Origin of the sequence: Alloactinosynnema sp. L-07, assembly GCF_900070365.1 — a bacterium.
Taxonomy (GTDB): domain Bacteria; phylum Actinomycetota; class Actinomycetes; order Mycobacteriales; family Pseudonocardiaceae; genus Actinokineospora.
In genome coordinates this window covers 4,993,464-5,018,151 of sequence record NZ_LN850107.1, presented here as the reverse complement: position 1 = coordinate 5,018,151, position 24,688 = coordinate 4,993,464, and the positions used below count along the sequence as shown (strand labels likewise).

The following is a 24,688-nucleotide window of genomic DNA, read 5'->3' as shown; positions in this document are numbered from 1 at the left end:
AATACCGGCATCGTCTGCGCCATCGCTCGGAGCAATCGATCCGTTTCCGGATCGGCCATACAATGTGGACAGTAGTCTTGAGAATTCGGAGAGTGACCTACAGCAATCCCGCCGCGATGGTCGCGCCCAGCTCCCAGCAGCGCTCCAGATCCGCCTTCGTCGGCTGTCCGAGAACCACCACGGGCTCGGCGGCGACGACCCAGCCCATCCCCTTCGTCACGGTCCGGATGCTCGCGACCGCGCCCTCGGTGCCCTCGTTGCCGTGGACGTAGAACCCGAACGGCGTGCCCCGGCCCGCGTCGAGGCAGGGGTAGTAGACGGTGTCGAAGAAGTGCTTGAGCGCGCCGCTCATGTAGCCGATGTTGGCCGGGGTGCCCAGCACGATCGCGTCCGCGGCCAACACGTCGACGGCCGTCGCCCCGAGCGCGGGTTCGCGGACGACCTCGACGCCCGCCAGCTCGGGGTCGCTCGCGCCGGACACCACGGCCTCGAACATCGCCTGCAGGGCCGGGGACGGGGTGTGGTGAACGATCAGCAGCCTGGGCACGGTGACCCACTCTGCCAGAGTCAGGCCGTGAAACCGCCGTCCACGGTCAGCGTGGCGCCGGTGACGAAACCCGCGTCCGGGCCGGCCAGGTAGGCCACCGCGCCCGCGATCTCGGCGGGTTCGGCGAAGCGGCCCAGAGCGGTGTAGCCGCGGATGGTGTCGGCGTAGGGGCCGTCGGCCGGGTTGAGGTCGGTGTCCGTCGGGCCCGGGTTGACCAGGTTGACCGTGATGCCGCGCGGGCCGAGTTCGCGGCCGAGCGCCTTGGTCAGCCCGATGAGCGCGGTCTTCGTCGTGGCGTAGCCCGCGTGGCCGGGGAAGGTCACCCGGTCGTTGACCATGGTGCCGACCGAGATGATCCGGCCGCCTTCCCGCAGGTGCCTGGCCGCGGCCTGCACGGCGGCGAACGGCGCGCGGACGTTGACGGACACGCTGTGATCGAAGGTCGCGATGTCGTGGTCCGCCAACGGTTCCACGACGTAGGTGGCGGCGTTGTTGACCAGGATGTCCAGCCTGCCGAACTCGGCCGCCGCCTGGTCGACGGCGGCGGCGACCGCGGCGGGGTCGGCACTGTCGGCCTGGATGGCGAGCGCGCGCCGCCCGGCCGCCTTGATCCGGTCCACGACGGACGCCGCCGCGTTCTCGTTGGTGTGAAAGGTGAACGCGACGTCGGCGCCGTCCTCGGCGAGCCGAATCGCTGTCGCCGCGCCGATTCCGCGGCTGCCGCCGATGATGAGAGCTGCTTTGTTCATGCCTCAATCATGATCGGACGGCGCCGCGCGGTCTGGCGGGTAACGGCCATGGCGCTACCGCAGCAGGCCCGCCACCTCGTCGGCGAGCGCGTCCAGGCTGCCCGCCGCCTTCGCGCGGATGTCGGGCAGCGAATCGCGGGACGGGACCGGTTCCACGACCTCCAGGTACGCCTTGATCTTCGGCTCCGTCCCGGATGGACGGACGACGACCCGCACGCCGTCCCCGGTGAAGCGCAGGACATCGGCCTTCGGCAGTAAGTCCTCGCTGGTCACCGGCACCCCGGCCAGTTCGGCGGGCGGATCGACGCGCAGGTCCGACATCAGGCCGCTGATCTTGGCCAGGTCGGTGACCCGCAGCGAGACCTGCCTGGTCAGGTGCAGTCCGTGGGCAACGGCGAGGTCGTCGAGCGCGTCGAGCAAGGTGCGGCCCGCGGCGCGGAGGGTGGCGGCCAGGTCGCAGATCAGGACGGCGGCGGAGATGCCGTCCTTGTCGCGCACGGAGTCCGGGTCGACGCAGTGGCCGAGGGCTTCCTCGTAGGCGTAGACCAGCCCGGTTCCCTTGCCGTCGCCCGCGCGGACCAGCCACTTGAAGCCGGTCAGTGTGGCGTCGTAACGGACCCCGGCGGCGTCGGCGACCGACTCCAGTAGCGACGACGAGACGATCGTGTTGGCCACCAACGGATCCGGGTGCGCGATCCGATCCAAAGTGGACAGAACATGCTGACCGAGCAACGCGCCGGTCTCATCGCCGAGCAGCATGCGCCAGGTGCCGTCGGGCGCTCGCACGCCGACGGCGCAGCGGTCGGCGTCGGGGTCCAGGGCGATGGCGAGGTCGGCGTCGACGTCGGCGGCCTTGGCGAGCAACAGGTCCGTGGCGCCCGGCTCCTCCGGGTTGGGGAACGGTACGGTCGGGAAGTCGGCGTCGGGCTGGGCCTGTTCGGCGACCATCCGCACGTCGACGAACCCGGCCTGGTTCAGCGCCAGCGCGAGCGGCCCCGCGCCGACGCCGTGCAGGGCGGTCGCCGCGACGCGCAGTTCGCGGGCCGTTCCGTGCGGCAGCGTCGCCACGTGGTCGAGGTAGCGCTGGAGCACCTCGTCGCCCAGGCGGGTCCACGAGTCAGAGCGGGGGACCGACACCGCGGGCGGGCTCGCGGTGACCGCGGTCTCGATCTGGCGGTCGGCGGGCGGCACGATCTGCGCGCCCGAGTCGACGTAGAGCTTGTAGCCGTTGTCGGCGGGCGGGTTGTGCGACGCGGTGATCTGCACGCCCGCGACCGCGCTGAACTCGCGCACCGCGAACGCCAGCACTGGCGTCGGCAGCGGCTGGGGCAGCACCCGCACGTCGAACCCGGCCGCAGCCAGCACCCCGGCGACATCGGTGTGGAACACCTCGGAACCCCGGCGGGCGTCGCGGCCGACGACGACGATGCCACCGGCGTGGCCCTGCGCGTGCAGCCACTCCGCCAGGCCTGCCGTGGTGCGGATGACGACCGCGCGGTTCATCCCGTTGGAGCCCGCCCGCACCGGGCCGCGCAGGCCCGCCGTGCCGAACTCCAGCGTGCCCGCCATCCGGTCGGCGACCTCGTCCACCGCGGCAGGGTCGCCGCCCATCGCCGCGGCGACGACCTTCTGCAGTTCGAGCTTGGTCTCGGGGTCGGGGTCGTCGGCGATCCAGCGGAACGCCCGGTCGCGCAGGTCCGAGGTCAGCCTGCTCACGAGCGCAGGACCAGCTCGCGCAGCAGCGTGCCCATCGAGCTCGCCGCGACCCGGCCCGCCTCCAGGACCTCTTCGTGGTTGAGTGGCTCACCGGTGATGCCCGCGGCCAGGTTCGTCACCAGCGACAGCCCGAACACCTCGACGCCCGCCGCGCGCGCGGCGATGGCCTCCAGGACCGTCGACATGCCGACCAGGCCCGCGCCCATCACGCGCAGCATGTTGATCTCGGCCGGGGTCTCGAAGTGCGGACCGGGCAGGCCCGCGTAGACGGCTTCGATCAGCGTGGGGTCGATCTCTTTGGCGATCGCGCGCAGGCGCGGCGAGTACAGGTCGGTCAGGTCGACGAAGTCGGCGCCGACCAGAGGGGAGCGCGCGGTGAGGTTGAGGTGGTCGCTGATCACGATCGGCTGGCCCACCTTGGCGCCCTCGACCATGCAGCCCGCCGCGTTGGTCAGCACGATCGCGCGCACCCCGGACGCGGCGGCCGTGCGCACGCCGTGGACGACCCGCGCGATCGGGTGACCCTCGTAGAGGTGCGTGCGGCCGAGCACGATCAGCACCCGCTTGTCCTCGACCCGCACCGAGCGGATCGTCCCGCCGTGCCCGGCGACCGTCGGGGCCAGGAAGCCCGGCAGGTCGGCCATCGGCACCTCGGCGACCAGGTCGCCGATGGCGTCGGCGGCGGGTTTCCAGCCGGAGCCGAGGACGAGCGCGATGTCGTGCTGATCGACCCCGGTCCGGGCGGCAAGCGCTTGCGCTGCCTGCTCGGCGAACGCGGTGGGGTCGATGTCGATGTCGATGGCGGTCACGCGGCGAGCCTACGCGCGGGAGCGCGCTCGCAGCACGAGGAACACGGGCAACCCGATCGGGGACAACAGGATGGTGAACACGAGCAGGGGTCCCATGATCAGGGGGTGGATGTTCAGCGTGCGTGACTCCAGGTACATCCATCGGCCGATGAACAGGTCCCACGCGATGATCTGCGCCCAGAGCAGCGCCACCGCGCCGTCGTCGGCGGCGAACGCCTGGAACTTCGCCAGCGACGGCGACGTCACCGCCGACCACAGCTCGGGGAACAGCGGCACGGCCAAGATCGCCCAGACGACCAGGGTCGGCAGCACGATCCACGGCGACGACACGATCCGGTGGGTCCACGACCAGCGCGGCGCGACGACCATCAGGCCCCAGAACGGGACGGTGACCCAGAACGCGAGGTCGAACAGCAGTGACGTCACGCGGCCACCGACTCGCGGATCTCGGTGTGCGCCGCCCTCGCCCACGCGACCCCGGCGATCCCCCCGGCGACGATCGCCGCGAACCCGAGCAGCGTGAGGGCGTCGGGCTGGACCAGGGCCTGCCCGCGGAACGCCTGCCAGGTGACCAGCGCGAAGAGTCCGATGTAGACGCCGCCCGCCGTCCAGGCCAGGCGGGTGCGGACGCGCTCGTCGGCGAGGATGGCGTACCGGGTCGCCAGGACGGTGACCAGCAGCGCGATCAGCGGAAGCGCCTGGACGGCGTGGATGCCGACGAAGTGGCCGACCCGCAGATCGCCCGCGACCGTGCTCCAGCCGGTGACCGGCATGATCGGGCCGCCGTCGGCCGCGCCGACCGAGTGCGCGCCCGCGATGCCGTCGACGCCGGTCTGCTGGCTCGACATCACCGCGCCGATGAGCATCCCGGCCAGGGAGATCCCCATGCCGAGGTTGATCGCCACGGTCAGCGAGCGCGGCGCGTAGCGGGTGCGGGCCAGCGATATGGACGCGACGAGTGTGGCGATCCAGAGGACGACCACCGTCAGGCCCATGACGTTGAACAGGGCGCTGTCGAAGGCGGTCTCGGTGTTGAAGTGGCTGCGTTTGCCGCGCAGCGCCTGCCCGACGATGATCGCCATCTCGACCACCCCGGCGCCGACCAGGACCGTTCCCGTGTGGTGCAGCCAGCGCGGGCGGCGCGGGTGCAGCGACATCAGCCAGGCCCAGGTGACGCTGTAGAGGATGAAGGACACGGCGAACTTGAACGGCTTGAGCCAGACCGGGGCGTCGACGACCAGGCGGTCGTCCACGACGAGGCCGACCAAGGAGAAGGCCGCGACCGCGGTCATGGCGAAGGAGAAGAGCATCAACGGGCGGTGCCAGTCGATCGCTTTGGCTATCCGGGCGTCCATACGTACCCCCTGCATGAATGGATAGTGTCACTCTCCACTATCCGATAGGTACACTATCCATCTGGTCGGGCCGGATTTCAAGAGGAGGTTTGCGTGCGGATCGCCGAACTGAGCAGGCGCAGCGGTGTCGCGGTGCCGACGATCAAGTTCTACCTGCGGGAGGGCATGCTCCCGCCGGGCGAGCGCACCAGCCCCAATCAGGCGCAATACGACGACGGGCACGTGCGCAGGCTGCGCCTGGTCCGCGCGATGATCGACATCGGCGGCCTGTCGGTCGCGGCGGTCCGGGAGGTGCTCGCGACGGTCGACTCGCCGGTGGACAACGTCGACAAGCTCATGGGGACGGTGTCCAAGGCGCTGGTGGACGAGCCCGCCGACGTGGACCCGGACGCGCTGGCGGAGGTCGGGGCGCTGCTGGAGGAGTTGGAGTGGGGGTGCGGCACCGACCACCCGTCGGTGTCGTCGCTGGCGGCGGTGTTCACCGCGGCCAGGGAGATCGGGCACGAGCGGCTCATCGCCGGGATGCGCCGGTACGCGAAGGCCTGTGAGCTGATCGCGGCGGTGGATCTCGACTACGTGGAGGGCGTCGCGGAGGTCGATCGGGTCCTGGAGAGCGTGGTCGTCGGCACCGTTCTGGGCGACTCGGCCCTTAGTGCCCTGCGCAGGCTGGCCCAGACCGCGGAGTCTCGCCGTCGCTACCCGCCCAAGGCTGACGAGGATCCGGCTTCGTAGGATTGTTCAACAAGGGGATTGTCCAACGAGGGGATTGTTCGACGATCGCCCGTCAGCCGGTGGCGCGGAACTCCGGCACGGTGCGGGTGAACAGCCCGCGCTTGCCGGAGTCCTCCTGCTCGATCGGCACCGTCAGGCTGACCACCCACAGGTCGGTGCCGATCGGCAGGACGTTGGCGAACGTCGCCCGGTTGACGTCGGTGGTCGCGGGCCTGCCAGGCGCGTCGTCGGCGACGTCGACGGTCCGGTAGGTCACCTGCACACCGGGCTCCGGGTCGGTCGAGCCGTCGATCGGGGTGGTGCCCACCAGCCGATATCCGGGCGCGCGCCGCGCCAGCACCGTGAGGTACTCGTCCGCCGTGTGCTTCGGGTAGAAGACCGGGAACCGCTCCACCACCAGCTCCGACGTGCCGTCCGGGGCGACCCAGTGCACCCGCGTGCTGTTGGGCAGCGTCTTGGTCACCCGCTGCTCGACGAACTTCACCCAGTCGCTCGGCACCGGCAGCGAGAAGCCGCCCCCCTGCTCACCGGCCAGCGTCGACGCGTCGGCGGTGCGGATCTCGACGTCGCGGACCGGCGCGGAGGCCTGCGACGCCTGGGCGTGGGACAGCGGGCGAACCGGCTGGCCGCCGACGAACCTCGTCAGCGCGAACCCGCCCGCCGCGGCGCCCGCGAAGAGCACCACCGCGGCCACCACGGCGACCACCGCCGCCCACGGCGACCGGCCCCGCGGCTCGTCGGGCTCGATGAAGGGCAATGGCCCCGGCACCGGCGCGAGCGGTGCGCTGGCCGAGGACACCGGGTCAGCCGGGGCGGCGATGGCCGGGGCGGTCGGGTCGGTGGTCTCGGCGAGCGTCGGGTCCGGCGAGTGGGGCAGGTCGGTGCGCAGGTCGGCGAACACGGCGGTACCGGGCATCGGCTGCAACTCGTGCAACCGCTCCCGGACCGTCCGCAGCGACATCCGCGCCGCCGGGTCGCGCACCATCAGCGCGGTGATCACCTCGCGCAGCGGGCCGTCGACGGTGGGTTCGGGGATCTCGCCGTGCACGACCTCGGTAACGATGTCGAGCACCGCGCCCTCCGGGTCGTACGGTGCCCGCCCCTCGACCGCCGCCCAGAGGGTCGCGCCGAGGCCCCATAGGTCGGCGTCCGGGGAGACCTCCGAGCCGGAGGCGACCTCGGGGGCGATGTAGGCGGGGGAGCCGAGCATGATCCCGGTCCGGGTCAGCGTCCGCTCGGCGACGTTGCGGGCGATGCCGAAGTCGGTGAGCTTGACCCGGCCGTCGGCGGTGACCAGGACATTGCCCGGCTTGACGTCCCGGTGTGTGATTCCCGCCTCGTGCGCTGCTTGCAGACCGGCCGCGATGGCGTCGCCGACGACGGCGGCTTGGGTCGCGTCCAGGGGGCCATTGGCGCGCAGGATCTGGGCGAGGCTGGTGGCTGGGAGGAATTCCATGACGACGAAGGGCTCGCCGTCTTCGCGGACCACGTCGTGCAGGGTGATGACGTTGGGATGTGAGACGACGGCGATGGCTCGGGCTTCGCGGAGGGTGCGTTCGCGGAGTTCGTCGGCTTCGCGTTGGGGGATGCCTGGGTCCAGGCGGACTTGTTTGACCGCCACTGGGCGGTGGAGGTGTTCGTCGTAGGCGGCCCAGACGGTGCCCATGGATCCCTGGCCGAGCACTGTTCGCAGCCGGTATCGGCCGCCGACCAGGCGTTGTGGGGGATCCTGGGTGGACATTCGACCATTGTCGCGGAAAGTGGCGTGGTGGTGGGGTGAGGTTCTTCGGCGCTCGGTCCGGTGGTTGGGCCCGGTGGTTGGGCCCGGTGGTTGGGTTCGCACCATCGGGTGAAGGTGGGCGATCACGCTTTGCCCGGGGCCCCTACGACGGCCCCTGTGGGGAGAAAGCGTGGGCGGAAGGGCACCCCACACGCCAGGCAGCTTAGGGGCCGCCGTCCCCCCGGACAAAGCGTGATCGCCCACCTTCACCCGATGCTGCTCAGGCGGCGGGTGCGGCTTGAGTGGGGGTGGGGAGGGCTCGGGCGGGGCTTGAGTGGGGGGCTTGAGTGGGGGCTTGGGTGCGGCTGGGGTGTGGGTGGGGCGGGGACGTTCTGTCTCAATCCAATGCGGGCAAGTGTGTGAATGGCGATTAGCCTCACAACGTCCTCGCCTGGTGTTGAGGCGTGGTTTCCGTAGCATTTCTGGGCATGACATCCCCCTCCGCGCATGAGCTGGTCCTGGCGGGCGAGTTCCCCGACGCCGGGTGGGAGCAGTGGCAGGAACTTGTGGGCGGTGTGCTGCGCAAGTCGGGGGTGGTGCCCGAGGACTTCGACGGGCCCGTCGAGTCGCTGCTGGCCACCACCACCTATGACGGCATCGTCCTGCAGCCGCTCTACACCGCCGCCGAGTCCGCTCCCGCTGCCGGGTTTCCCGGTTTGCCGCCCTATGTGCGCGGGGGCACACCGCAAGGTGGGGTGACGACTGGGTGGGATGTCCGCCAGCGGCACGCCGACCCCGATCCCGAGGTGACCCGGAAGGCCGTTCTCGCCGATCTGGAGAACGGCGTCACCTCCCTCTGGCTCTCCGTCCCGGCCGACGCGCTTGCCCACGTCCTCCAGGACGTCTATCTCGACCTGGCCCCAGTCACGCTCGACGGCGATATCGAGGCCGCCGAGGAGCTGCTGCGGATTCACGCCGAGAAGGGCATCCCGAACGGCGAGGTCAAGGGCAATCTGGGTCTCGATCCGATCGGCCATCACGCCCGCACCGCCGCTGGAGCCGACCTCGCCGCTGCCGCTCAGCTGGCCGTCAAAGCGGCTGAGTACCCGGCGCTGCGTTCGATCGTGGTCGACGGGCTTCCGTTCCATCAGGCGGGCGGGTCGGACGCCGAGGAGTTGGGCGCGTCCATCGCAGCCGGGGTCACCTACCTGCGCGCGCTCACCGCCGCTGGGCTCCCGGTCGAGAAGGCCGCCGCGCGGCTTGAGTTCCGCTATGCCGCCACGGCTGACCAGTTCCTCACCATCGCCAAGTTCCGCGCCGCGCGCCGCCTGTGGGCGCGGGTAGCCGAGGTCAGCGGGTTCGCGGCTCCGCAGCGGCAGCACGCGGTCACCTCGCCCGCGATGTACACCAAGCGTGATCCGTGGGTGAACATGCTGCGGTCAACGCTGGCCTGTTTCGGGGCCGGGGTCGGCGGTGCGGACGCGGTCACCGTGCTTCCGTTCGACGCCGCGCTGGGCCTGCCCGATGGCTTCGCCCGCCGCATCGCGCGGAACACGCAGTCGGTGTTGCTGGAAGAGTCCAAACTGGCCGGTGTGATCGACCCGGCCGGTGGCTCCTGGTTCGTCGAGCGGCTCACCGACGACCTGGCTCGCACCGCTTGGGACTGGTTCACCGAGATCGAGCGCGCGGGCGGGATCGTCGCCGCGCTCGACACCGGCGTCATCTCCGACCGGCTCGCCGCGACTTGGGAGGCCCGGTCGGCCAACCTGGCGACTCGCAAGGACGCCCTCACCGGCGTCAGCGAGTTCCCCAACCTGGCCGAGAAGCCGATCACCCGTGCTCCTGAGCCCGCCGCGCCGTCCGGTGGCCTGCCGGTGGTTCGCTACGCCGAGGCCTACGAGGAACTGCGCGACCGGTCCGACCGTGTGCTCGCCGAGACCGGCGCTCGCCCCCGGATCTATCTCGCCACCCTCGGCCCAGTCGCCGCCCACACCGGCCGCGCGACCTTTGCCGCCAACCTGTTCCAGGCGGGCGGCATCGAGACCATCGCGGGCCCGCCGGAGGGCTTCGCCGCCAGCGGTGCCACCGTCGCCTGCCTGTGCGGCAGCGACAAGTCCTACGCCGCCGACGGCCCTGCCGCCATCGAGCAGCTGAACGCCGCCAAGATCCTGCTCGCGGGCCGGGTCGAACTGTCCGGAGTGGACGGAAACGTCTACGCGGGCTGCGACGCGCTCGCCGTCCTGCGCGGTACCCTGGAGACGTTGGGAGTCAACGCATGAGCGAGCTTGCGAGCGAATCATCGACACAGGGCACCTCGCGTTCAGCGTCACCGAGCATGCGAGGTGGCCATATCAGCATCCCCGATTTCTCCAGCATCGACCTGGGTCAGCCGACGGGCGGCACAGCCGCCGACTGGCAGGCCGCGGTTCACGCCGCCACCGGCAAGGGCGCCGACGCGCTGGCCTGGGACACCCCAGAGGGCATCGGCATCAAGCCGGTCTACACCGCCGACGACCTCGCGGGCCTGGACTTCCTCGGCACCTACCCCGGCATCGCGCCCTACCTGCGCGGCCCGTACCCGACGATGTACGTCAACCAGCCGTGGACGATCCGCCAGTACGCGGGCTTCTCCACCGCCGAGGAGTCCAACGCCTTCTACCGCCGCAACCTCGCGGCGGGCCAAAAGGGACTGTCGGTCGCCTTCGACCTGGCCACCCACCGCGGCTACGACTCCGACCACCCGCGCGTGGCCGGTGACGTCGGCATGGCGGGCGTGGCCATCGACTCCATCTACGACATGCGCCAGCTCTTCGACGGCATCCCGCTGGACAAGATGAGCGTGTCGATGACGATGAACGGCGCCGTGCTGCCCGTTCTCGCGCTCTACGTCGTGGCCGCCGAGGAACAGGGTGTGGCGCCCGAGGCGCTCGCCGGGACCATCCAGAACGACATCCTCAAAGAGTTCATGGTCCGCAACACCTACATCTACCCGCCGCGGCCGTCGATGCGGATCATCTCCGACATCTTCAGCTACACCTCGCAGCACATGCCGAAGTACAACTCCATCTCGATCTCCGGCTACCACATGCAGGAGGCCGGGGCGACCGCCGACCTGGAGCTGGCCTACACCCTCGCCGACGGCGTGGAGTACATCCGGGCCGGGCGCGACGCGGGCCTCGACGTCGACCGGTTCGCGCCACGGCTGTCGTTCTTCTGGGCCATCGGCATGAACTTCTTCATGGAGGTCGCGAAGATGCGCGCGGCCCGCCTGCTGTGGGCCAAGCTGGTCAAGGGCTTCGAGCCCAAGTCGGACAAGTCGCTGTCGCTGCGCACGCACTGCCAGACCTCCGGCTGGTCGCTGACCGCCCAGGACGTCTACAACAACGTGATCCGCACCTGCGTCGAGGCGATGGCCGCGACCCAGGGCCACACCCAGTCACTGCACACCAACGCCCTCGACGAGGCGCTGGCACTGCCGACCGACTTCTCCGCGCGCATCGCCCGCAACACCCAGCTGCTGCTCCAGCAGGAGTCCGGCACCACGCGCGTGATCGACCCGTGGGGCGGCAGCGCGTTCGTCGAGCGGCTCACCTACGAACTGGCCCGCAAGGCGTGGGGCCACATCAGCGAGGTCGAGGCCGCGGGCGGCATGGCACAGGCCATCGACGCGGGCATCCCGAAGCTGCGCATCGAGGAAGCCGCCGCGCGCACCCAGGCCCGGATCGACTCGGGGCGGCAGCCGGTCATCGGGGTCAACAAGTACCGGCCGGACGGGGACGAGCAGATCGACGTCCTCAAGGTCGACAACGCGGGCGTGCGCGCGCAGCAGATCGAGAAGCTGCGGCGGCTGCGCGAGGAACGCGACAGCGGCGCGGTCGAGAGCGCCCTCAACGCGCTGACCAACGCCGCCGACGGTGGCGGCAACCTGCTCGAACTCGCCATCGACGCGGCCCGCAAGAAGGCCACCGTCGGCGAGATCTCCGAGGCGCTGGGCAAGGTCTGGGGACGCCACTCCGCCCAGATCCGTACGATCACCGGTGTGTACCGGGATGAGGTCGGCAACGCGTCCAATGTGGACGACGCGCGCGCCGTGGTCGAGGCCTTTGCCGAGGCAGAAGGCCGTCGTCCGCGCATCCTGGTCGCCAAGATGGGCCAGGACGGGCACGACCGCGGCCAGAAGGTGATCGCCACCGCGTTCGCCGACCTCGGCTTCGACGTCGACGTTGGCCCGCTGTTCTCCACCCCGGACGAGGTCGCCCGCCAGGCCGTCGAGGCCGACGTGCACATCGTCGGGGTCAACTCGCTGGCCGCCGGTCACCTCACGCTGGTGCCCGCGCTGCGCGAGGAACTGGCCGCGCTGGGCCGCGCGGACATCATGATCGTGGTCGGCGGCGTCATCCCGCCGCAGGACTTCGACGAGCTGCGCGCGGCGGGCGCTTCGGCGATCTTCCCGCCCGGCACGGTCATCGCCGACGCGGCGGCCGAGCTGCTGCGCAAGCTCGCCGACCAGCACGGACACTCGCTTGGCTAGAAAGATTGATGTCGGCGAGTACGCCAAAGGTGTGCTCGCCGCCGACCGAGGGCTGCTCTCGCGGGCGATCACGCTGGTCGAGTCCAAGCGGGCCGACCACCGCGCGCTCGCCCAAGAGCTGCTGGTCGAGCTGCTGCCGCACGCGGGCGGCGCGCACCGGGTCGGCATCACCGGCGTCCCCGGCGTCGGCAAGTCGACCTTCATCGACGCCATGGGCTCGAACCTGACCGCCGCCGGTCACCGGGTCGCGGTGCTCGCCGTCGACCCGTCCTCGACCAGGACCGGCGGCAGCATCCTGGGTGACAAGACCCGGATGCAGCGGCTCGCGGTCGACCCGGCGGCCTTCATCCGGCCATCACCGACCTCCGGCACGCTCGGCGGGGTCGCCAAGGCCACCCGCGAGACCATCGTGCTGATGGAGGCGGCGGGATTCGACATCGTGCTGGTCGAGACCGTCGGCGTCGGGCAGTCCGAGGTCACCGTGGCCAACATGGTCGACTGCTTCCTGTTTCTCACCCTGGCCCGAACGGGTGATCAGCTGCAGGGCATCAAGAAGGGCGTGCTGGAGCTGGCCGACGTCATCGCGGTCAACAAGGCCGACGGCGACCACACCCGCGAGGCGCAGAAGGCCGCCCGTGAACTGGCAGGCGCCCTGCGGCTGCTGCGCGCGCCCGAGGGCGCGTGGAATCCGCCCGTGCTGACCTGCAGCGGCATGGAGAACCTGGGGCTGGACACGCTGTGGGAGCAGATCGAGCTGCACCACAAGACCTTGTCGGAGTCCGGTGAGCTGGCGGCGAAGCGACGGCGGCAGCAGGTCGACTGGACGTGGCAGATGGTCACCGACACCCTGCTGGGCAGCCTGCACAGCCATCCAGCGGTGCGCGCTCTGGCCCCGGACCTGGAGAAGCAGGTCAAGAGCGGGACGCTGACGCCGACGCTGGCCGCTGAGCAGATCCTCAAAGCGTTCGGCGACCAGCCCACACCGATGTAGCGACATCCGCCCGCGCGCCGACTTTCAGGGTATGTCCGACGCCGAAGGGCAGCAGTTCGGGCGGTACCGGCTCGACGGGCTGCTCGGACGAGGTGGGATGGGGGACGTCTACCGCGCCTACGACACGGTGCTACAGCGCGATGTCGCGGTGAAGGTGCTGCCCGCCGACCTGGCAGGCGACGATGAGTTCCGGGCGCGGTTTCGGCGGGAGGCCGAGCTGCTCAGCAGGCTCCAGGCGCCGCACGTGGTGCCGATCAACTCCTTCGGCGAGATCGACGGCCAGCTCTATCTGGACATGCCGCTGCTGCCCGGCCAAGACCTCGACAAGCTGCTCGCGCACGGGCCGCTGGGCGCGGCCCGCGCGGTCACGATCATCGGCCAGGTCGCGCTCGCCCTCGGTGCCGCGCACGCGGCGGGCCTGGTGCACCGCGACGTGAAGCCGTCCAACGTCCTGGTGTCCACCGTCGACGGCGCCGACTATGTCTACCTGCTGGATTTCGGCATCGCTCGAAGCACCACCGGCACCACCAGCCTGACCAGGACGGGCATGGCCATCGGCACGATGGACTACATGTCGCCGGAGCGGTTCGCCAGCGGGCGGGCCGACGCCCGGTCGGACGTCTACTCCCTGGCCTGCCTGCTCTACGAGGCGCTCACCGCGACCAAGCCGTTCGTCTGCGCCGACCTGCCCGCCCTGATCCACGCGCACCTGTCGCTCCCGCCGCCGCTGCCCACGGTCCTGCGCCCGGACCTCCCGCCGGGTTTCGACACGACCGTTGCCATCGGCATGGCCAAGTCCCCCGACGACCGTTTCCCCACCGCGGGTGCGCTGGCCGACGCGGCCCGTCGCGCGCTCAGCGGTGCCGTGATGTCCCCGCCGCGACCCGATCGGCCACCCGACCCGACCAAGCTGGGCCTGCCCGATCCGCCCGCCTACCCCTACTTCGTGGCGCCCGCCCCGCCGCCCCGCAGCCGCTCGCGGGTCCTGCCGTGGGTCGTGGCCGCCGCCATCCTGCTTTCCGCAGGCGCGGGAGTCTGGCTGAGCGTGCTGCTCAACCGGCAGGGCGGGATCGGGGGCTCGACCGTGACCACCACGCCGGTCGCCACCACGACGAAATCCATCGCGACCCGGCCGACGACTACCCGGACGACCACCGCGACCAGGACCACCACCACCGAGACCACGACGACCACGTCGAGGCGTCCCACGACGACGCGTCCCACGACAACGCGCACCACGACAACGCGTCCCACGACGCGCCCCACCGCCCCGCGTGTCCGGGGCACTGGCGACTTCTACCAGTGCACCAACCAGCTCCCGCCGAGCAGCCTCGGCCCCGAGGTCGTGTTCACCGTCGCCAACCGGACAGACCAAGCGCTGACCTTGGACTACTTGGACACAGCGGGTGTGTGGCGGCCCTGGTACCAGCTGGCGGCAGGCGAGACCTTCAACGGCCGCACCGCGGACGGCGGCTGGTGGGGCGTGCGCAACGCCAACGGCTGCCTGTCCGTCTTCCGGTATCAGCGGCAGGTCATCGTCGAATAGCGGCCGGCTATGATCCTCCGGTGAACCACGAGGACCTGACCCTGGAGCGGGACCGGGAACTCGATCGGATCACCGCGACGCTGGACTCCGCCGCGGCTGGCGAAGGCCGGGTGCTCGTCGTCGAGGGCACCGCCGGGATCGGCAAGACCCGGCTGGTGCGCGAATGCCGGGACCTGGCCAAGGCGCGTGGGTTCGGCAGGCTCCAGGCGGTCGGGGACGCGCTTGAGGCGGCGATGGCCTGGGGTGTCATCCGGCAGCTCGTCGAGCGTTCGGTCTCCCGCTACTCCGGCGGCACCCGCGCGGCCATCCTGGCCGGGCCGTCCGGGGCGGCGCTTGACGCGCTCGACGCGGCCGCCGCCGATCCCAGCGAGGCCGAGCTGGCCAGAGCCCTGCACGCGCTCTGGTGGGTCGCCGTCGACCTGTCGTCCACCCGGCCGCTGCTGATCACCGTGGACGACGCCCAGTGGGCCGACGTGCCATCGCTGCGGTTCCTCGACTATCTCTCCCGCCGTATCGCCGACCTCCCGATCGCGCTGGTGGTGGCGACCCGGCCGCTGGAGGCGAACTCCGGTCCGCTGGCCCAGATGAGCGTGTCGCGGCAGGCGGAGCGGATCCACCCGCGCCCGCTGACCCGCGACGCCCTCGCCGAGTTCGCCGCCGCCCGCGGCCCCGCGCCCGCCGCCGAGGTGGCCGCCGCGCTGCACGAGGCCAGCGGCGGCAACCCGTTCCTGGCCACGGTCCTGCTCGACGAGGTCGACGCGCTCGGACTCGACCCCGACCACCCCGCGACCGGCGCGCGGATCGCGGGCCTTGGGCCGAGCACGGTCTTCCGGGCGGCGCTGGGCAGGCTCCCCGACCCGGCGATCCGGCTGGCCAGGGCCGCCGCGGTGCTCGGTCAGGGCATCGACCCCTGGCTGACCGGGTCGGTCGCCGACCTGGACCCGGCCGACCTGCCCGCCGCCGTGGCCGCACTCGTCGCCGGGCACGTGCTGGCCGACGACGGCGACCACCTGGTGTTCCAGCACCCCGTGGTGCGCGAGGCCGTCCTCGCCGAACTCGGTCCGCTCGCCCGAGCGGCACTGCACGCCCGCGCGGCCATCGCGCTCACCGCGGCCAACGCGCCCGCCGACCGGGTCGCCGCGCACCTGGTCAACGCACCCAGAGGCACCCTGCCCGACGCCGCGGACGTGCTGCGGTCCGCCGCGGCGGCGCTGCTCGCGGCGGGCGACGCCGCGACGGCGGCGACGCACCTGGCCCGCGCCGTCGACGAGTGTCCGCAGGACCCCGCGGTGCGAGCGGAGTGGGGCCGGGCGCTGCTACGCACAGGCGCCGCGGTCGAGGCGCGCGTCCAGCTGCGCGCCGCCGCGGCCGGACTCCCCGACGCCGAGCTGATCGCCGCCGCCGCGTCGGCCACCGTGCTCATCGACGGTCCGGAGGCCGCCGCCGACGAGCTGACCGCCGCGATAGCCGCGCGCCCGGCCGGTGCGCGGGAGGCCGGGCGGATGCACCTGCAGGCCCGCCTCGCCGTGATCCGCTCGTTCGTTCCCGGCCTGCGCCAGGCCAGCTCGGCGCACCTGGCCGGGTACGCGGACCTGCCAGGGGAGACCCCGGACGAGCGCACCCTGCTCGGACTGGTGGCCCAGACCGGCCGCTACGAGGTGTGGCCCGCCGACCAGGTCGCCGCCATCGCCCGGCGCGCGCTGTCCGACGGTGCCTACCTCGACGACGCGGCGGGCAGCACCGACGCGATGGTCGCCTGGGTGGTGGCCATGCTCGCGCTGATCATGGCCGACGATGTCAACACCGCCGGGCGGGAGGTGGCCCGCGCGCAGCAGCGGGTGCGCGCGCACGGCTCGCCGGTCGAGTTCGCCATGGTGGCCAACGTGTCGGTGTTGCTGAACTGGCGTCAGGGCAACGTGGGCTCGACGGAGGCCGAGGCCGAGAGCACGCTCGCCGCGGCCGCGAACGAGGATCCCAGCCCGACGGTGACCGCGCTGCGGGCGACCGCGACCCAATTCGCCGCCTACAGCGCCATCGAGCGCGGGGACCTCGACGGCGCCGCCTCGGTGTTGGCCAGGTTCGACGCCGAGCACGCCGACGCGCCGCGGATCATCCCGACGATCTGGCTGCACGAGGCCCGCGCCACCCTCGCCCTCGCCGCGGGCGACGCCGAACTGGCCCGCAGAATGGCCTATCAGCAGCGCGACGAACTGGCGTCGGCGGGCTTCGACCCGTCATCGGTTTCCTGGCGGGTGCCCGCGATCCGGGCGCTGATGCTGCTCGGCGAGCCCGCCGAGGCACTGCGCCTGGCCGAGGAACTCGTCGCCATCGCCCGCCGCTGGGGCGCGCCGACCGAGGTGGGGATCGCGCTGCGCCTGTGCGCCCACGCCGACCCCGAACAGCGGCTCGACCTGCTCACCGAGTCCGTGGAGGTGCTGCGCGGCGCGCCGTCCCGGTTGGAATTGGCCCGCACGCTCGTCGATCTCGGCGAGGTTCTGCGGGTGTCCCGGCGGCGGACCGAGGCCCGCGAACCGCTGAACCAGGCCGCCGACCTGGCCGCCGTCTGCGGCTCCCCGGTCCTGCGCGCCCGCGCGGTCACCGTGCTGGAGGCGCTGGGGGACCGGCCGCGCCGACCGGTGTTCGGTGGGCTGGACGCGCTGACCGCCAGCGAGCGGCGGGTGGCCGACCTCGCCGTCACCGGCCGGGGCAACCGGGAGATCGCCCAAGAGCTGTTCGTCAGCCCGAAGACCGTGGAGAACCACCTCGGCCGGATCTACACCAAGCTCGGCATCGCGGGCCGCCGCGACCTCGTCCGCGTCCTGGTCTGAGGTTGCGTTGGGGGGTACCCCCAAGTTTCGCCAGGAGCAGTTGAGGGATCGACCCTCATGCCTCGGCGCCCGTGATCGAAGAGTCTTGTCCTACCACAGGGAAGCCGCGGGGGAGCGGCGAAAACAGGAGGTAGGAACATGTTCCGGAAGCTGATCATCACCACCGCGGCCGTCGCCGCCGGAGCGGCCGCGGTCCCGGGGACCGCCGCGGCCGACATCATCGGCACCCCGCCGCCGTGCGTGCGGCTCAGTGATGTCACCGGGCCGGACTTCGACGTCAAGCAGTGTGGGGTCAGCGACGTCGACCAGTACCGGGCGGGTCTGGAGGCGAACGGGAGCTCGTACTGCGGCCCGAGTTCGCTCTACAACGTGCTCCACTACTGGTCGCACGTGAAGAACGCCCCGGTCGGCTGGCAAACGACCAAGGTGGGCAACCTCGACCCGCTGGACCAGGCCGACTACAACGTGATCACCAACTCGATCGGCCGGATCGGCGTCGACGCGCAGTACGACCTGGAGGACGGCACCAACCTCGGCAACCTGCAGACCGCGTGGAAGATCGCCACCAAGCCCGCCAGGGACGCGGGCTGGGCGACCGGGCAGGGCAACGTCAACTCGTCCGTCGCGACGGACTTCGGCGGTGACCTGGCCAAGCGCCTCAACGTGGGGCCGCTGCAGATGTCGTACGGCCGCTACTACGCGGGCCCCAAGGCGGGGAGCTGGGAGCGCAGCGGTGGCCACATCGTCACCGTGGTCGCGGCGAAGGGCTCGTTCGGCGGCGACACCGTGCAGATCAAGATCGCCGATCCCGCCCAAGCGGCCGATCACAACCAGGGTGACTTCCTCAAGACGCAGTCGAGCTACATCCTTCGCGACCTCACGCTCAAGAAGGTGAGCTTCAACGAGTACGTGCCCGTCGCGGACGACCCGGACACCGCCACCGACGAGAGCTTGCTTCCCGGCACCTACCGCTCGATCACGCGCTGGGAGCTCGTCACCCCGTTCCAGGGCGAGACCAAGCGCGTGATGATCGAGAACTTCAACTGGTTCGTCATGGCCCCGCCGGTCGGCTGACCGGCACCGGAGCCGCTGGGCCCGCCCACCTCACCCGAGGTGGGCGGGCTCGCGGCCTTAGCGGAGCGTGAGCGGTCCGACTAATCTGGTCACCGTCTCCCCGACCCGACTTGGAGGGCCTGTGACCCGGCTGCTGATCGGCCTTTTCCTCTCCGCGCTCATCGTGTTCGGCGGCGGGTCCGCGGCGACCGCCGACCCGGTCGCCCAGCCGACCGACACCGTGGCCCCGACCGGTCCTGCCCTCGACCCGGCCACCGAAAACGATGCGGCACGGGACAAGAACAAACTCATTATCGGAGTAACCGCGGTCGTGCTCCTGGGCATTGTCATCTACGGCAATCGCGTGCGCGCCAAGCGCCGAAAGTCGTGATGATCGCAGCTCAGCGCGGGTGGACCACCGATCGTCTTGATCATTCAACGGTGCGGCAGAAGAGCCGGGCACCGTTCGTCGCAGGGGCGGTACCGGCGGTCTTGCGATGTGGTCACGGCCCCGGTGGTGGGTGCGGGATGGGGCACTATGGGTCCTGAGATGAATCCCAAGACCATTGCCGGAGGGGTCGCGTGACTCTGCTGGATTCGCGGCCGGAGCTGCCGCCGGAAGGCGGCCGCGATGGCCGACCGACCGGCCCGACCGTGCTGATCACGCCCAGTGGGGTCACCATTCCCACTGTGGAGGATCTCGCTGTCGGACGCGGCCCCGCCTGGCTGGACCAGTGGCTCGCCGCCAACGCCGCCGATGTGGTGGCGTGGTTCCGACACTTCCACGCGCACCCGGAACTGTCCCGCCAGGAGTTCGCCACCACCGAGATGGTCGCGGGCCTGCTCAAGTCCTTCGGCCTGCAGCCGGAGCTGCTGCCCGGCGGCAACGGCCTCATCTGCGACGTCGGCGAAGGCGACCGCTGCGTCGCGCTGCGCGCCGACATGGACGCGCTTCCGATGACCGAGGCCACCGGCCTGCCCTACAGCACCACCGTGTCGGGGGCCTGCCACGCCTGCGGCCACGACGCCCACACCACGATCCTGCTGGCCACCGGCATCGCCCTGGCCTCCGCGCCGGTCCTGCCCGGCCGGGTCCGCCTGATCTTCCAGCCCGCCGAGGAAGTCATGCCCGGCGGCGCCCTCGACGTCATCGAGGCGGGCGGCATCGACGGAGTCGAGCGCATCTTCGGCCTGCACTGCGACCCCCGCCTGGAAGTCGGCCGCGTCGGCACCCGCGTCGGCGCCATCACCTCGGCCACCGACCTGCTGGAGCTGCGCCTCACCTCACCCGGCGGCCACACCTCCCGCCCGCATCTGACCGCGGACCTGGTCCACGCCCTGGGCACCGTGATCACCGGCCTGCCCGCCCTGCTGTCGCGCCGGATCGACCCAAGGTCGGGAACCGTCCTGGTCTGGGGCGCTGTTCACGCGGGTGAGGCGGCCAACGCGGTCCCGCAGGACGGGGTGCTGCGGGGGACGCTGAGGACGGGCGACCATGACGTCTGGGCGGACCTGGAGCCGATTGTCGCCAGTCTGGTCCAATCGCTTCTGGCCCCGACCGGGGTCGGGTTTGAATTGATCCACACGCGGGGCGTCCCCCCGGTGCTCAACGACCGCGAAAGCACGCAGCTGTTGCGTGCGGGTATTGAGACCGCTTTGGGTGAAGACGCGTTGGCGGGGACCAAGCAATCCTCCGGTGGTGAGGACTTCGGGTGGTACTTGGAGAACATCCCGGGGTCGTTCATGCGTCTGGGCGTTTGGACGGGGGTTGGGCCGAGGCATGATCTGCACCAGCCCACGTTCCAGTTGGACGAGCGCGCACTGCTGACCGGCATCCGAGTCATGGCTCACGCCGCCCTGACGGCACTCGCGTAGAGCAAATCGCAAGGGGCCAAACAGGCACCCGCGAGACCAAGCAGGCCCCCAGCCCTAGGCTTAGCCCATGCGCTTCGTCCTCGCCTCTCAGTCACCTGCCCGTCTAGGCATGCTTCGCGACGCTGGGATCGAGCCTGTGGTTCGAGTGTCCGGTGTGGACGAAGAAGCCATCGAGCGGTCGCTGCCCGACGCCCGGCCAGATGCGGTCGTCATTGCCTTGGCCGAAGCGAAGGCTCGCGCGGTGTTGGATCAGGTTGTCGCCGAGTACCCCGACGCCGTCATTGTCGGCTGTGACTCCATGCTCCACTTCGACGGTGCCCTCATGGGCAAACCGGCCACCGTCGACATCGCCCGTGAACGCTGGACCCGGATGGCGGGCAACGCGGGTCACCTCCTCACCGGTCACGCCGTCCTCCGCGTCGACAACGGCGAAGTCACCGCCACCGCCACCGGAACCGAGAGCACCGTCGTCCGCTTCGGCAAGCCCACCGACCGCGAACTGGAGGCCTACCTCGCCTCCGGTGAACCCCTGCGCGTCGCCGGTGCGTTCACGCTCGACGGGCGGGGCGGGTGGTTCGTCGACGGCATCGAGGGCGACCACTCCGGGGTTATCGGGATCAGCCTGCCCCTTATGCGCAGGCTGCTGGCCGACATCAACCTCTCCGTCGTCGATTTCTGGACCGCCCCCACTTCCTGAGTTGACCACCTCAAGGGCAGTCGCGCAGCAGTGCCGCTGGGAAGGTGATCTGCGGGTAGCCCGGGATCTGCTCGACCTTCGAGTAGGTCTTGGTGCACCCGATCTCCTGACCGCCGAGATCGAAGACCTGCGCGTAGACCGGTCGGTTCGCGCACACCTGGTTCGCGCGGCAGTCGTGTTGTACCGCGATCACCTCCGGTGACGAGTCGCTGACCAGGTTCCCCAGCATCAGCACCCCCGCCGCCGACAGGAATGGCCGGTCCTGGGCGCGCCACTTGTCCGAGCGGCCGACCACCACCTGGCCGGTCGTTCCGCCCGGGCCCGCGCCCCGGATGAGGCAGGCCGACGCCGAGCCGGGTACGCACTGCAACGATGTCGGACTCAGCGTGACACCGAGTTCGGTGACGGTCGTCTCGATCACCTGGCTGGAGGACGGTCCGCCGATGCGCAGCCTGCCCGAAGTGGCGCCCGCGTCGGCGATGAGTTCGACGAATGTGCCGCCGACTGTTGTGGTCGACAGCACTTGACATGGTTCGCGCAGGCAGCCCGTCACGCCCACCGCAGGGGTGCTCGTCGGGGCGCTCTGGGTGGTTGTCGGGAGCGCCGACATCGGGTTTGACCTGGCGTTCAGTACCGCCGCGCCGATCAAGGAGGCGGCGGTGACCAGACCGCTGATGACGGCCGTCCACACCACTGATCGGGGGGCGCGGGCACTCATCGCCGTGTCATCTCCTCGCATGCGGCGAAAACTGGGCACAGTATCCCTCGCCGGTGTGGGGTTGCTCTCGGTTCACTAGAGGCGCTGGGTCCGTAAACTCCCCCCAAGCCCGCGAACGTAGGAGGAACGGCGTGCCCGAGTCGGCAAAGGCGCTGAGCAAGGTTCTCATCGCCAACCGCGGCGAGATCGCGGTCCGTGTCATCCGTGCCTGCCGCGACGCCGGTCTGGGCAGTGTGGCCGTCTACGCCGATCCCGACCGTGACGCTCCGTTCGTCCGGCTCGCCGACGAGGCGTTCGCGCTCGGCGGCAACACCCCCGGCGAGAGCTACCTGTCCTTCGACAAGGTGCTCGACGCCGCCAAGCGCTCCGGTGCCGACGCCGTGCACCCAGGCTATGGCTTCCTGTCGGAGAACGCCGACTTCGCCCAGGCCGTCATGGACGCCGGGCTGACCTGGATCGGCCCGGACCCGCAGGCCATCCGCGATCTCGGCGACAAGGTGACCGCGCGGCACATCGCGATGCGCGCTGGCGCGCCGCTGGTGCCCGGCACCAAGGAGCCGGTCAACGGCGCCGAGGAGATCATCGCCTTCGCCGAGGAGCACGGGCTCCCGGTGGCGATCAAGGCCGCGTTCGGCGGCGGCGGCCGCGGCCTCAAGGTCGCCCGCACGATCGAGGAGATCCCCGAGCTGTTCGACTCCGCGGTGCGCGAGGCGGTCACCGCCTTCGGCCGCGGCGAGTGCTTCGTCGAGCGCTACCTGGACAAGCCGCGCCACGTCGAGGCCCAGGTGCTGGCCGACCAGCACGGCAACGTCATCGTCGTGGGCACCCGTGACTGCTCGCTGCAGCGCCGCCACCAGAAGCTGGTCGAGGAGGCCCCCGCGCCGTTCCTCACCGACACCCAGCGCGCCCAGATCCACTCGTCGGCCAAGGCCATCTGCAAGGAGGCCGGGTACTCCGGCGCGGGCACCGTCGAGTACCTCGTCGGCACCGACGGCACCATCTCGTTCCTCGAGGTCAACACCCGCCTGCAGGTCGAGCACCCGGTCTCGGAGGAGACCACCGGCGTCGACCTGGTCCGCGAGCAGTTCCGCATCGCGGCCGGCGAGAAGCTGCGCTTCACCGAGGACCCGGCCCCGCGCGGCCACTCGATCGAGTTCCGCATCAACGGTGAGGACGCGGGCCGCAACTTCCTGCCCGCCCCCGGCACCGTCACCCTGTTCTCCGCCCCGGACGGCCCCGGCGTGCGGGTCGACGCGGGCGTGGAGACCGGCACCGTCATCGGTGGCCAGTTCGACTCGCTGCTCGCCAAGATCATCGTCACCGGCGAGAACCGCGAGGAGGCCATCGCCCGCTCCCGCCGCGCGCTCGACGAGTTCGTCGTCGAGGGTATGGCGACGGTGACGCCGTTCCACCGCGCGATCGTGCGCGACCCGGCCTTCCTCGGCGACGGCGCGGGCTTCTCGGTGCACACCCGCTGGATCGAGACCGAGTTCGACAACAAGATCGAGCCCTTCACCGGCGGCGCCGACGTGGCCGAGGAGGACACCCCGCGGCAGAACGTCGTGGTCGAGGTCGGCGGCCGTCGCCTTGAGGTGTCGCTGCCCGGCACGTTCTCGATCGGCGGTGGTGGTGGCGGTGCCGCGGCGGCCAAGGCCAAGCCCCGCAAGCGCGCGGGCGGCAAGGCGGGCGCGGCGGCCTCCGGCGACGCGGTCACCGCGCCGATGCAGGGCACCATCGTCAAGATCGCGGTCGAGGACGGCCAGACGGTCGAGCAGGGCGACCTGATCGTCGTCCTGGAGGCGATGAAGATGGAGAACCCGGTCACCGCGCACAAGTCGGGTACCGTCACCGGCCTCGGTATCGCCCAGGGCGAGACCGTCACCACTGGAACAGTGCTCTGTGAGCTCAAGGACTGACGAGGCGGGCGAGGGCCGCCTGATCAGGGTCAGCGACCGGGAACGTGACCTGGCGGTCGAGCTGCTCGGCGAACACGCCAAGCTGGGCCGCCTGGAACCGGACGAGTTGGCGGCCCGGACGGGCTGGGCGCGCTCGACGCGGATCCGGGCAGGCCTCGACACCTTGTTCGCGGACCTCCCCCTCCCGCACCCCGACTACGACGCGTTGGCCAAACCCGAATCCAACTGGTGGGACGAGCAGGACGACGGACTGGTCGCGACGCCCACGAGTTCGGCGTTGTCCACGTTCGCGATTCTGACGTTCTTGCTCGGCCTGCCAGGGTCGATCGTGCTCGCCGTGCACACGGAGATCTGGTGGCCGATCGTCGCGGTGGTGATCACCGCGATCGCCGTGGGGGGACTCTCGGAGCGGTTCAAGAAGCCCGCGCTGAGAAATGCCTCAGGTCACCCAGTCGATATTTCCGTAATATCGAACGCGTGACCGAGTTTCCGCAGTCCGAGATGCGCATCGGTGATGCCGAACGGGAAGACGGTCTGCGTGCGCTCGGGGAGCACATGAGCGCGGGCAGACTCACCGTCGACGAGTACGGCGACCGCAGCGCCAAGGCGACCACCGCGACCACGCGGGGCGAGTTGATGACGCTGTTCGTCGACCTGCCCGACCCGCGGCCCCGGTTCGGTCCGCCCGCTGTCGTCCCGGCGTTCGCGGCGCCGCCCGCGTACGCGCGCAGGCCGCCGCCCGCGGTGCGGCGAATGCCGAACGTGCTGGTCCCGATCGCGGTGGTGGTCGGGGCGTTCCTGTTCTTCCGGTTCGGGCTGCTCCCGCTGCTGCTCCTGCCGCTGATCGTGATGATGTTCAGCGGACGCCGCCACCACGCGGGCCGGGGCTGGCACTGAGCGGGCCG

Annotated in this window: 21 protein-coding genes; 13 read left to right on the top strand and 8 right to left on the bottom strand. The window is 71.0% G+C overall.

Going from position 1 to position 24,688, the window contains the following annotated elements; genetic code table 11:
* Nucleotides 1–97: 97 nt before the first annotated feature.
* The 6 genes from BN1701_RS22385 to BN1701_RS22360 are packed head-to-tail and all read right to left on the bottom strand — an operon-like array spanning nt 98 to nt 5,191.
* Nucleotides 98–547 carry a flavodoxin family protein gene (locus BN1701_RS22385; RefSeq protein ID WP_054051899.1) on the bottom strand — a complete coding sequence of 150 codons (450 nt, stop codon included), beginning with the start codon at nt 545–547 and terminating at the stop codon, nt 98–100.
* Nucleotides 548–567: 20 nt separating this feature from the next.
* Nucleotides 568–1,296 carry an SDR family oxidoreductase gene (locus BN1701_RS22380; protein WP_054051897.1) on the bottom strand — a complete coding sequence of 243 codons (729 nt, stop codon included), beginning with the start codon at nt 1,294–1,296 and terminating at the stop codon, nt 568–570.
* Nucleotides 1,297–1,350: 54 nt separating this feature from the next.
* Nucleotides 1,351–3,012 carry a phospho-sugar mutase gene (locus BN1701_RS22375; RefSeq protein ID WP_054051895.1) on the bottom strand — a complete coding sequence of 554 codons (1,662 nt, stop codon included), beginning with the start codon at nt 3,010–3,012 and terminating at the stop codon, nt 1,351–1,353.
* Complete coding sequence (locus BN1701_RS22370) at nt 3,009–3,821, bottom strand: purine-nucleoside phosphorylase (protein WP_082859992.1); 813 nt, start codon at nt 3,819–3,821, stop codon at nt 3,009–3,011. Before BN1701_RS22370 ends, BN1701_RS22375 begins: the two co-directional genes overlap by 4 nt.
* Before the next feature lie 9 nt (nt 3,822–3,830).
* Nucleotides 3,831–4,247 (bottom strand): ABA4-like family protein, encoded by a 417-nt coding sequence (locus tag BN1701_RS22365; RefSeq protein ID WP_054051893.1) that lies wholly within the window; start codon nt 4,245–4,247, stop codon nt 3,831–3,833.
* A complete protein-coding gene (locus BN1701_RS22360; protein WP_157368160.1) occupies nt 4,244–5,191 on the bottom strand; it encodes a hypothetical protein in 948 nt (315 codons plus the stop codon). The genes BN1701_RS22365 and BN1701_RS22360 overlap by 4 nt, the downstream gene beginning before the upstream one ends.
* A gap of 78 nt (nt 5,192–5,269) precedes the next feature.
* Here BN1701_RS22360 and BN1701_RS22355 point away from each other — a divergent pair, with 78 nt between their 5' ends.
* Complete coding sequence (locus BN1701_RS22355) at nt 5,270–5,908, top strand: MerR family transcriptional regulator (protein ID WP_054051890.1); 639 nt, start codon at nt 5,270–5,272, stop codon at nt 5,906–5,908.
* A gap of 52 nt (nt 5,909–5,960) precedes the next feature.
* Here BN1701_RS22355 and BN1701_RS22350 read toward each other — a convergent pair whose 3' ends face one another.
* A complete protein-coding gene (locus tag BN1701_RS22350) occupies nt 5,961–7,649 on the bottom strand; it encodes a serine/threonine-protein kinase (RefSeq protein ID WP_054051888.1) in 1,689 nt (562 codons plus the stop codon).
* A 467-nt stretch (nt 7,650–8,116) separates the two neighbouring features.
* Between BN1701_RS22350 and BN1701_RS22345 the strand changes: the two genes are divergently transcribed.
* The 9 genes from BN1701_RS22345 to BN1701_RS22305 all read left to right on the top strand — a co-directional run bounded on the left by BN1701_RS22345 (nt 8,117) and on the right by BN1701_RS22305 (nt 21,149).
* Nucleotides 8,117–9,907, top strand: a complete 1,791-nt coding sequence (locus BN1701_RS22345; RefSeq protein ID WP_054051886.1) for a methylmalonyl-CoA mutase subunit beta — start codon at nt 8,117–8,119, stop codon at nt 9,905–9,907.
* Nucleotides 9,908–9,978: 71 nt separating this feature from the next.
* A complete protein-coding gene (gene scpA, locus BN1701_RS22340; protein WP_054056043.1) occupies nt 9,979–12,159 on the top strand; it encodes a methylmalonyl-CoA mutase in 2,181 nt (726 codons plus the stop codon).
* Nucleotides 12,152–13,150, top strand: a complete 999-nt coding sequence (gene meaB, locus BN1701_RS22335; protein WP_054051884.1) for a methylmalonyl Co-A mutase-associated GTPase MeaB — start codon at nt 12,152–12,154, stop codon at nt 13,148–13,150. The genes scpA and meaB overlap by 8 nt, the downstream gene beginning before the upstream one ends.
* A 31-nt stretch (nt 13,151–13,181) precedes the next feature.
* A complete protein-coding gene (locus BN1701_RS22330; protein WP_054051882.1) occupies nt 13,182–14,696 on the top strand; it encodes a serine/threonine-protein kinase in 1,515 nt (504 codons plus the stop codon).
* A gap of 20 nt (nt 14,697–14,716) precedes the next feature.
* A complete protein-coding gene (locus tag BN1701_RS38015) occupies nt 14,717–17,524 on the top strand; it encodes a LuxR family transcriptional regulator (protein WP_054051880.1) in 2,808 nt (935 codons plus the stop codon).
* Nucleotides 17,525–17,662: 138 nt separating this feature from the next.
* Complete coding sequence (locus BN1701_RS22320; protein ID WP_054051878.1) at nt 17,663–18,598, top strand: hypothetical protein; 936 nt, start codon at nt 17,663–17,665, stop codon at nt 18,596–18,598.
* Nucleotides 18,599–18,719: 121 nt separating this feature from the next.
* Nucleotides 18,720–18,968, top strand: a complete 249-nt coding sequence (locus BN1701_RS22315) for a hypothetical protein (protein WP_054051876.1) — start codon at nt 18,720–18,722, stop codon at nt 18,966–18,968.
* Nucleotides 18,969–19,159: 191 nt separating this feature from the next.
* Nucleotides 19,160–20,452 carry an amidohydrolase gene (locus BN1701_RS22310; RefSeq protein ID WP_054051874.1) on the top strand — a complete coding sequence of 431 codons (1,293 nt, stop codon included), beginning with the start codon at nt 19,160–19,162 and terminating at the stop codon, nt 20,450–20,452.
* Nucleotides 20,453–20,519: 67 nt separating this feature from the next.
* Complete coding sequence (locus BN1701_RS22305; protein ID WP_054051872.1) at nt 20,520–21,149, top strand: nucleoside triphosphate pyrophosphatase; 630 nt, start codon at nt 20,520–20,522, stop codon at nt 21,147–21,149.
* 10 nt (nt 21,150–21,159) lie between these two features.
* Here BN1701_RS22305 and BN1701_RS22300 read toward each other — a convergent pair whose 3' ends face one another.
* Nucleotides 21,160–21,867 (bottom strand): hypothetical protein, encoded by a 708-nt coding sequence (locus BN1701_RS22300; protein ID WP_157368159.1) that lies wholly within the window; start codon nt 21,865–21,867, stop codon nt 21,160–21,162.
* A 131-nt stretch (nt 21,868–21,998) separates the two neighbouring features.
* On the opposite strand from BN1701_RS22300, the gene BN1701_RS22295 reads away from it, so the two are divergent.
* From BN1701_RS22295 to BN1701_RS22285, 3 genes are read left to right on the top strand one after another with little or no spacing between them, the layout of a single operon-like run.
* Nucleotides 21,999–23,783, top strand: a complete 1,785-nt coding sequence (locus BN1701_RS22295; protein ID WP_054051868.1) for an acetyl/propionyl/methylcrotonyl-CoA carboxylase subunit alpha — start codon at nt 21,999–22,001, stop codon at nt 23,781–23,783.
* The gene (locus BN1701_RS22290) at nt 23,767–24,264 is read left to right on the top strand and encodes a DUF1707 domain-containing protein (RefSeq protein WP_054051866.1); all 498 of its coding nucleotides are present in this window, start codon (nt 23,767–23,769) and stop codon (nt 24,262–24,264) included. The genes BN1701_RS22295 and BN1701_RS22290 overlap by 17 nt, the downstream gene beginning before the upstream one ends.
* Nucleotides 24,261–24,680: a DUF1707 domain-containing protein gene (locus BN1701_RS22285; RefSeq protein WP_054051864.1), complete on the top strand. Its 420-nt coding sequence runs from the start codon at nt 24,261–24,263 to the stop codon at nt 24,678–24,680. The genes BN1701_RS22290 and BN1701_RS22285 overlap by 4 nt, the downstream gene beginning before the upstream one ends.
* Nucleotides 24,681–24,688 lie beyond the last annotated feature (8 nt).

What these genes read in the sequence shown, in the direction of transcription:
- BN1701_RS22380 (WP_054051897.1), bottom strand. Translation starts at nt 1,296, where the DNA reads ATGAACAAAGCAGCTCTCATCATCGGCGGCAGCCGCGGAATCGGCGCG.
- BN1701_RS22360 (WP_157368160.1), bottom strand. Translation starts at nt 5,191, where the DNA reads ATGCAGGGGGTACGTATGGACGCCCGGATAGCCAAAGCGATCGACTGG.
- BN1701_RS22350 (WP_054051888.1), bottom strand. Translation starts at nt 7,649, where the DNA reads ATGTCCACCCAGGATCCCCCACAACGCCTGGTCGGCGGCCGATACCGG.
- BN1701_RS22345 (WP_054051886.1), top strand. Translation starts at nt 8,117, where the DNA reads ATGACATCCCCCTCCGCGCATGAGCTGGTCCTGGCGGGCGAGTTCCCC.
- BN1701_RS22330 (WP_054051882.1), top strand. Translation starts at nt 13,182, where the DNA reads ATGTCCGACGCCGAAGGGCAGCAGTTCGGGCGGTACCGGCTCGACGGG.
- BN1701_RS22320 (WP_054051878.1), top strand. Translation starts at nt 17,663, where the DNA reads ATGTTCCGGAAGCTGATCATCACCACCGCGGCCGTCGCCGCCGGAGCG.
- BN1701_RS22305 (WP_054051872.1), top strand. Translation starts at nt 20,520, where the DNA reads ATGCGCTTCGTCCTCGCCTCTCAGTCACCTGCCCGTCTAGGCATGCTT.
- BN1701_RS22300 (WP_157368159.1), bottom strand. Translation starts at nt 21,867, where the DNA reads ATGAGTGCCCGCGCCCCCCGATCAGTGGTGTGGACGGCCGTCATCAGC.